General features: G+C 47.5%; 6 protein-coding genes. 3 read left to right on the plus strand and 3 right to left on the minus strand.

Features of this window, described 5'->3' with window-relative positions; all coding sequences use genetic code 11:
• Positions 1 to 22 precede the first annotated feature (22 nt).
• Positions 23 to 1129 (minus strand): D-TA family PLP-dependent enzyme, encoded by a 1107-nt coding sequence (locus ACFVAD_RS08825; protein WP_386638294.1) that lies wholly within the window; start codon positions 1127 to 1129, stop codon positions 23 to 25.
• Between the two features lie 133 nt (positions 1130 to 1262).
• Between ACFVAD_RS08825 and hpaB the strand changes: the two genes are divergently transcribed.
• The 3 genes from hpaB to ACFVAD_RS08840 all read left to right on the plus strand — a co-directional run bounded on the left by hpaB (position 1263) and on the right by ACFVAD_RS08840 (position 4098).
• On the plus strand, positions 1263 to 2702 hold the full coding sequence (gene hpaB / locus ACFVAD_RS08830) for a 4-hydroxyphenylacetate 3-monooxygenase, oxygenase component (protein WP_386638297.1): 1440 nt from the start codon (positions 1263 to 1265) through the stop codon (positions 2700 to 2702).
• Positions 2703 to 2817: 115 nt separating this feature from the next.
• The gene (locus tag ACFVAD_RS08835) at positions 2818 to 3765 is read left to right on the plus strand and encodes a glycerophosphodiester phosphodiesterase family protein (protein WP_386638299.1); all 948 of its coding nucleotides are present in this window, start codon (positions 2818 to 2820) and stop codon (positions 3763 to 3765) included.
• Positions 3766 to 3900: 135 nt separating this feature from the next.
• Complete coding sequence (locus tag ACFVAD_RS08840; RefSeq protein WP_386638342.1) at positions 3901 to 4098, plus strand: YwbE family protein; 198 nt, start codon at positions 3901 to 3903, stop codon at positions 4096 to 4098.
• Between the two features lie 10 nt (positions 4099 to 4108).
• Here the strand turns inward: ACFVAD_RS08840 and ACFVAD_RS08845 are convergent, their stop codons facing one another.
• Positions 4109 to 5323 carry an MFS transporter gene (locus ACFVAD_RS08845; RefSeq protein WP_386638302.1) on the minus strand — a complete coding sequence of 405 codons (1215 nt, stop codon included), beginning with the start codon at positions 5321 to 5323 and terminating at the stop codon, positions 4109 to 4111.
• Between the two features lie 183 nt (positions 5324 to 5506).
• Positions 5507 to 6880: an aldehyde dehydrogenase gene (locus ACFVAD_RS08850; protein WP_386638305.1), complete on the minus strand. Its 1374-nt coding sequence runs from the start codon at positions 6878 to 6880 to the stop codon at positions 5507 to 5509.
• Between the last annotated feature and the right edge of the window lie 105 nt (positions 6881 to 6985).

Raw genomic sequence — 6985 nt, forward strand, 5'->3', positions numbered from 1 at the left:
AAGATATCTCCATTTTCTATCATTATTTCCGTTTCCCTCTCGCATCGACCTTCCAGGTGTCCACCACCCTATCCCCTTCCACCACGGTATATTCATCAAACTGGTTCACAACCGTACAGGCATGGTTAGGAATGATGCGGACTTTATCGTTCAGCTTCAGGGTTGGCTTTTCATCAAAAACGACCACGCCATGCTCCTCGGAAAGCCGGTCGATCTTCAATTCCGGGTACCCGAGAATATAGCCATAGCCTTTTACGGAATCCAGTCCATGTGCCCCCTTGTCGAGGCAGAGCGTTTTGCTTCCTGCATCAAGCACAATTCTATCCTCATACACACCAACAACCGATGACAATACCGTCAGGGCACAGTCTGCGCGCGCAGCCACACCAAGTCCCACTTGAATGGCATCAAAAAAGACTGCATTGCCTGGACGCACTTCCGTAATCCCCTCCACTTTTCCGGAGATCTCGTAGGTTGGCGTCGATCCGACACTTCTCACTAGAATCGGTATCCCTGCCTTCTCGCATGCTTCAGCGCTCTCCACAACCGCACTGGCCTCCGCAAGTGCGATTTCCTCGATCTTTTCTTTGGAGGCTGCCCCATAGGAATGTCCGGCATGGGTGAAAATACCACCGACCCTCAAATGCGATAAAAAGAGGACTGCTTGCGCCAGCTTCAGCGCCGCCTTGCCCGGCTCCACTCCGCATCTGTTCAGGCCGCTGTTCACCTTGATCCACACTTCCAAGGTATGAGGGGTAGCTTCGAGTTCCTTTTGCAGCAGCTTGATCTGCTCGAGGCTGTCCACTGAAATTTTCAGATCCACACCCTTGTTCAACAACTCGATGACCCGCTTGATTTTCTCAGGACTGGAAATCGGATAGGCAATGAGAATATCCTTGATTCCCTCACTTGCCATAACGATTGCTTCCTCGATTTTTGCGGTCGTTATACCGACCGCCCCACTTTCAAGCTGCAGCTTGGCAATTTTAACCGACTTATGGGTTTTAATATGCGGACGGAGCTTTAGACCGTGATCCTTCGCAAATCCACTCATCCTATTAATATTGCTTTTTAATTTTCCTATGTCTAAAAGTAGGGACGGTGTGTCCACTTGATGGAAACTGTTCATGGATAAAATGCTCCTTCCCAGGTGCTTTTTTTACAATATACCACACAACCCCATTTTTTCAGCCCCCTCCTTGCAAAAGGACAGAACCCCCTGCATACATTATAGATAGAATTTCCAGCAAGGAGGACAAAGGATGGCTATTAGCAGCGGACAGCAATATATCGACCGCATCAACCGTTTACAATCGAATGTTTGGCATAACGGCAAAAGGATTAAGGGGAATATCTCCGAGCATCCCGCCTTTTCCGGCGTGATGAAAAGTCAGGCCGCCTTGTATGATATGCAGCATGATAAGGATTTGAAAGATCTGATGACATATGAGTGTGAAAAATCAGGAGAACCTATCGGCACTTCCTTTCTGCGCCCCTTTAAAAAAGATGACCTTGAAAAACGGAGAAAAATGATCCAGGTGTGGGCAAAAGCCTCATTTGGCATGATGGGACGGTCGCCTGACTATAAAAACACCAACATCATGGCCCTTGCAGCCGCATCTGATATTCTCAAAGAGCAGGGCCCCCGGTTTCCGCAGAACCTTCTGCAATTCTATGAGTCTGCCAGCAGGAAGGACCTTTCCTTTACCCATACATTCATCTCCCCGCAGGTGAACCGTTCTTCCATGCACTATGAATCGGATGATGATATCGTCGCTGCAAGGATCGTTGATAAAAATGCTGAGGGGATCGTGATCAAGGGGGCACGCCTTTTGGCGACACAGGGTGGGATAACCGATGAAATCATCGTATCCTCCTCCGGGCTGAAAATGTTTGAAGAGCCTTACGCCTATGCCTTCAGCATCCCAAGCAACACGGAGGGTCTTAAATTCATCTGCCGGGAATCCTTTGCCTATGACTCTTCTCCATTCAATCACCCCCTTGGCTCCCGTTTTGAGGAGATGGACTCTGTCATCGTCTTTGACAACGTGTTTGTCCCATGGGAACGTCTATTTGTGGTGGAGAATATCGAGGTCGCCAATAATCTGTATACAAAAAGCAGCTACAAACCACTTGTCCTGCATCAAGTGGTCTCCCGCCAGGTCATGAAGGCGGAATTTGTGCTCGGGGTCGCGCAATTGATTGTCGACACGATTGCCATCGGGGAATATCAGCATGTGAAAGATAAAATCTGTGAAATCATCATCGCCTTGGAGAATCATAAGGCACTTCTCCTCGCATCCGAAATCGGGGCGAAACCGGATCAGTGGGGGACGATGGTGCCTGATCTTGCACCCCTATCTGTCGCTACCCTGCAATTTCCCAAGTTTTATCCGAGATTCATGGAGATCCTCCAGCTCCTTGGTGCGAGCGGTCTTGTGACGATTCCGACCGAAGCTGACCTGGACTCCCCGATAAGAGGCGACATCGACCAGTATTTCCAGGCTGCCTACGCTGATGCAGAGAGCCGCATCAAGCTGTTCCGTCTCGCCTGGGACGTCAGCATGAGTGCTTTCGGATCAAGGCAGACACTCTATGAACGCTTCTTCTTCGGTGACTCCAACCGGCTCACCCAAGGCCTCTACTTCGAATACAGACGACATCAGATTGTGGAGGATGTGAAAAAGGCGTTCAGTATTTAAAGAAGGGGCCTGACCCTCAACGCTTTAAAGCGTTGAGGGTCAGGCCCCATATACATACTATTCCAAATATTTTATAATGAGATTAGTATGTTATGAGATTACGGGGGGAACAAGGATGGCTGAAGTGAATATTCCTTTAAACAGGAAGAGGGGGTGGGGACGCAAGGTGGGGCTTGGAGCCGGGCTTTTGGTGGCGATTGTTGTGTCCTTATGTTTGGTTTTTACCTTTAGTCCCATCAGTAAGATAGAAGAAAAGCCTTATTTCAAGAACGATCGGCCATTGGTTATTGCCCATCAGGGTGGCGAGCTGTTGGCACCTTCCAATACGATGGCGGCTTTCAGGCAGGCTGCTGACATGGAAGTCGATGTCATTGAAACGGATATACATATCACAAAGGACGGACATCTGGTTGCCATTCATGATCCAACTGTAGACCGTACCACAGACGGAACTGGAGCAGTGGCAGACATGACACTCGAGGAGATTCAAGCCTTGGATGCAGGCTATCACTTTCAGGATCTGAACGGTGAGAACAGCTTCCGTGGAAAGGGAGTCTATATTCCCACTGTCGAGGAACTGTTTAAGGAATTTGGGGACATGCGCATCGAAATAGAAATTAAGGATAGCACCCCCCCTGACAACTATGACGAGATGGCCCAGAAGCTCTGGGAGTTGATTGAAGAATACGAGATGGAGGATAAGGTGCTCGTGGCAGCTTTTGATCAGGACATCATCAAGAAATTCGACTCCTATGCCAAGGGGCGTGTGGCGCTTGCGGGAGGAGAACAGGAAATCACGAGATTCGTCGTTTTCCATAAGCTCTTCATGCGAAACCTCTACCTTCCAGAGGTGGACGTTTTTCAGATTCCTCAGGAGCAAAGCATTTTCGACCTGACGAACCAGCGGCTGATCAACGACGCACAGCGCAGCGGACTGCAGGTCCACTACTGGACCATCGATGACAAGGAGACGATGCGCTACCTGTTGGAACGTGGCGCAGACGGATTGATCACCAACCGGCCTGATCTCATGATCGAGCTATTGGATGAAATGGGTTATTGAATAAGAAAATGACCGACTCGCTTTGCTTTTGTCCCATTCATTTCAATATTCCCCCATATAAGCGTGACTTCAAATGGTTATGATATGATTACAAAGCAGTTCAAAAACCTCAATAGAATGGACGGGATTTTCCAAATGAATGGACAAAATAGAACGGATATAAAACCGGGACTATCTGTAAAGATCGTATTGAAGCAGGATCAGCGGTCAGGCAAATTGACTTCCGGAATTGTAAAGGATATCCTCACAAAATCAAGCTTTCATCCCCACGGCATCAAGGTTCGTCTTGAAGACGGACAAGTCGGGCGGGTAAAGGAAATAGAAAAGGCCTGAGCCCGCTGCTTTAGTACTTTATCGCAGCGGGGGTCAGGCCCCTTTTTGTTTTCTTCTTTTTTCTTCCCTCCACCACTACAAACCACATGGCGAAGAGCAGGAAGATGCTTGAGATCTGGAACAGGGTTGCTGTCTCGACGAATTGGGCGAGCACGCCGAAGATCAGTCCGCTAAGTCCGATTCCAAGGTCGATGGATGAAAAGAACATGCCATTTGCTACACCGCGGCGATTGTCGGGTGTCGTAGAAAGTGTCCAAGATTGCAAGGTAGGGATCAAGGAACCGAATCCAACACCAAACAAGGCACCCGCAATGCCTATCATTGCGTCGGTATGGGCAAAGGAAAGCACCCACATGCCGATGAAGGATAGCGTCATGCAGAATAACACAAGCCCTTTTGGACCATGGGAATCAAACCATTTACCAGCAAAAGGTCTAGAAACAGAGGCCATGACGGCATTGAACAGATAAAAAAGAAAGATATGCTCAATCCCTCTCTCCTCTCCGAAAATCACGATGAACGTCACAATCGCTCCATACCCGAAGGTCGCAACCAATGTGATAAACGAAGGGTACCAGCTTGATTTCTCCACCAAGGATCCGATATAGGAAAACTTCAAGTCCTCGCGCTTGGCTTCCTTTACTACTTCAGGAGTTTGATAGTTTACGATTCCTAAAAGAACCAACGCTATGACTCCTAGTACACCTGAAAGATAAATCAGGTTGGAAAAAGTAGTAACTTGATACAAGAAGATCCCTAAGCTTGGTGCGATGATCATACCTAACGTGATGGATAGTCCGTAATAGCCCATCCCCTCACCAAGACGGGATTTCGGAATAACATCAACCGCGGCAGTGCCGTTGACCGTCGTCGACCAGCCCCATGCAAGCCCATGTATAAAGCGGAAACAAAGGAAGATCACGACAACCTGGGACATGGGATAGATGATGGTAATCAATAGTAGTGCCACAGCACCGACGAGTACAAGGGGTTTTCTTGCTTTGAATTCCAGCAGATATCCGATGAACGGTCTGCTCAGAACTGCACCAATCGAGAAAAGGGCAGTCACCAAGCCGATTTCAAGTCCGGTAGCCCCCAAGGATTTTATATAAGGGGGCAGCGTCGGGATCAGCATCTGAAAGCTCATGAAAACAAACAGGTTCCCGACCATCAGCATAATGAAGGATTTCGTCCACAACGGTTCCTTTACTTTTTTTTCTATCATTTTATACACCTTCCTAGACTAGTAAGAACAGAAAAAGGATAAACGAAAAATGAATCTCCACCAGCGAAGATCCATTTTTAAGCGCACGTTTCCTACATATATATTTCGTATTCCTAAATATTAACACACCGGTCAGGAAAAAGGAATGCCAAAATAGACCTAGACCCTTTGGAAGATATCTCCTTACTTCATAATTTTCCGCAGAAAATTGATACTTTTTTCCGAGTAGGGAGGATAAATGAAGCTCAAGTTCACCTTTGTGCTCTTTTTCATGACACTTTTCTTATGTGAGAAGGTTTCAAAGCTGTCTTTTCCATGATAGGAGCCAATTCCGGACGGCCCCACTCCCCCAAACGGCAGATTCGGATTGGTAAGGTGCGTCACCGTATCATTGATGCAGCCGCCTCCGTAGGAACAGCTCTGGATCACCCGTTCCTCCACTTTGCTATTTTCCGTGAAAAGATATAATGCCAATGGTTTCGGCTTCGAATTGATCTGCTCGATTGCCTGCTGCAGGTCGCCATACTCAAGGATTGGTAAAATTGGACCGAATATCTCCTCCTGCATCACCTTGTCATCCCAGCTTACTTCGTTCATCAAGGTAGGCTCCATGAACAGCTCTTCCCTTTGATGAGATCCGCCGGCAACCACCTTTCTCTCATCCAATAAGGAAACAAGGCGGTCAAACTGGCGTTCATTCACAATGCGTCCATAGTCTCTGCTCTCTTGCGGGTTTTCCCCATAAAAATCCTTGATGGTATTAGCCAGATTTTTTACGAGCTGTTCCTTCACTTCACGGTGGACGAGAATATAGTCAGGAGCGACACATGTTTGTCCAGCATTCATGAATTTCCCCCATACGATTCTTTTCGCCGCTACCTCCAGGTTCGCATCCTTGTCGACAATGCAAGGACTCTTTCCCCCAAGCTCCAGCGTGACAGGCACAAGGTTCTCTGCAGCTGCCTTCATGACGATCTTCCCCACTTCGACGCTACCAGTGAAAAAGATATAGTCAAATGGTGCATGGATAAGCTCGGAGGTGACTTCCTTTCCACCCTCCATTACGCTGATATAGCCCTCTTCGAAGTTATCCTGAATGATTTTCACCAATACCCTTGAAACGTTCGGGGTGAATTCGGATGGCTTCAAGAGCACACAGTTTCCCGCCGCCATTGCTCCGATCATCGGCTCCATGACAAGTTGGAACGGATAATTGAATGGTCCGACTATCAGTACGGTTCCATAGGGCTCCGGATAAATATAGCTTTTCGACCCCAAATGAACGATTGGTGTTTTCACCCTTCGCACCTTGGACCACCCTTTTACATTTTTCATAAAAAGACTGATGCTGTCCAATACAAAACCGATCTCGGAAGCATACGCCTCAAATGCGGATTTACCCAGGTCCTTCGTTAATGCCTCGTTCAAATCCTGCTCATGCTCTACAATCGCCTTCTTCAGCTTACCCAGCTGCTGCAGGCGAAAATCCACATCCTTGGTCCTGCCGGTCGCAAAGAAATTTCGATGCTGCTCCAATCTATGTAAAACGGTTGTCATATTAACGAATCCTCCCTCTATAAATGTAGCTATATCAACGTTTTTAAGAGTTTTTCCTTTTTAAAAATATTTTTAAAAGAATATGATTAACCTTTTGTATGGGGC

Source organism: Sutcliffiella sp. NPDC057660, from assembly GCF_042800035.1.
Taxonomy (GTDB): domain Bacteria; phylum Bacillota; class Bacilli; order Bacillales; family Bacillaceae_I; genus Sutcliffiella_A.

Excerpts from the sequence above, each read along its gene's own strand:
- ACFVAD_RS08825 (WP_386638294.1), bottom strand. The coding sequence starts at position 1,129 with ATGAACAGTTTCCATCAAGTGGACACACCGTCCCTACTTTTAGACATA.
- hpaB (WP_386638297.1), top strand. The coding sequence starts at position 1,263 with ATGGCTATTAGCAGCGGACAGCAATATATCGACCGCATCAACCGTTTA.
- ACFVAD_RS08835 (WP_386638299.1), top strand. The coding sequence starts at position 2,818 with ATGGCTGAAGTGAATATTCCTTTAAACAGGAAGAGGGGGTGGGGACGC.
- ACFVAD_RS08840 (WP_386638342.1), top strand. The coding sequence starts at position 3,901 with ATGAATGGACAAAATAGAACGGATATAAAACCGGGACTATCTGTAAAG.
- ACFVAD_RS08845 (WP_386638302.1), bottom strand. The coding sequence starts at position 5,323 with ATGATAGAAAAAAAAGTAAAGGAACCGTTGTGGACGAAATCCTTCATT.
- ACFVAD_RS08850 (WP_386638305.1), bottom strand. The coding sequence starts at position 6,880 with ATGACAACCGTTTTACATAGATTGGAGCAGCATCGAAATTTCTTTGCG.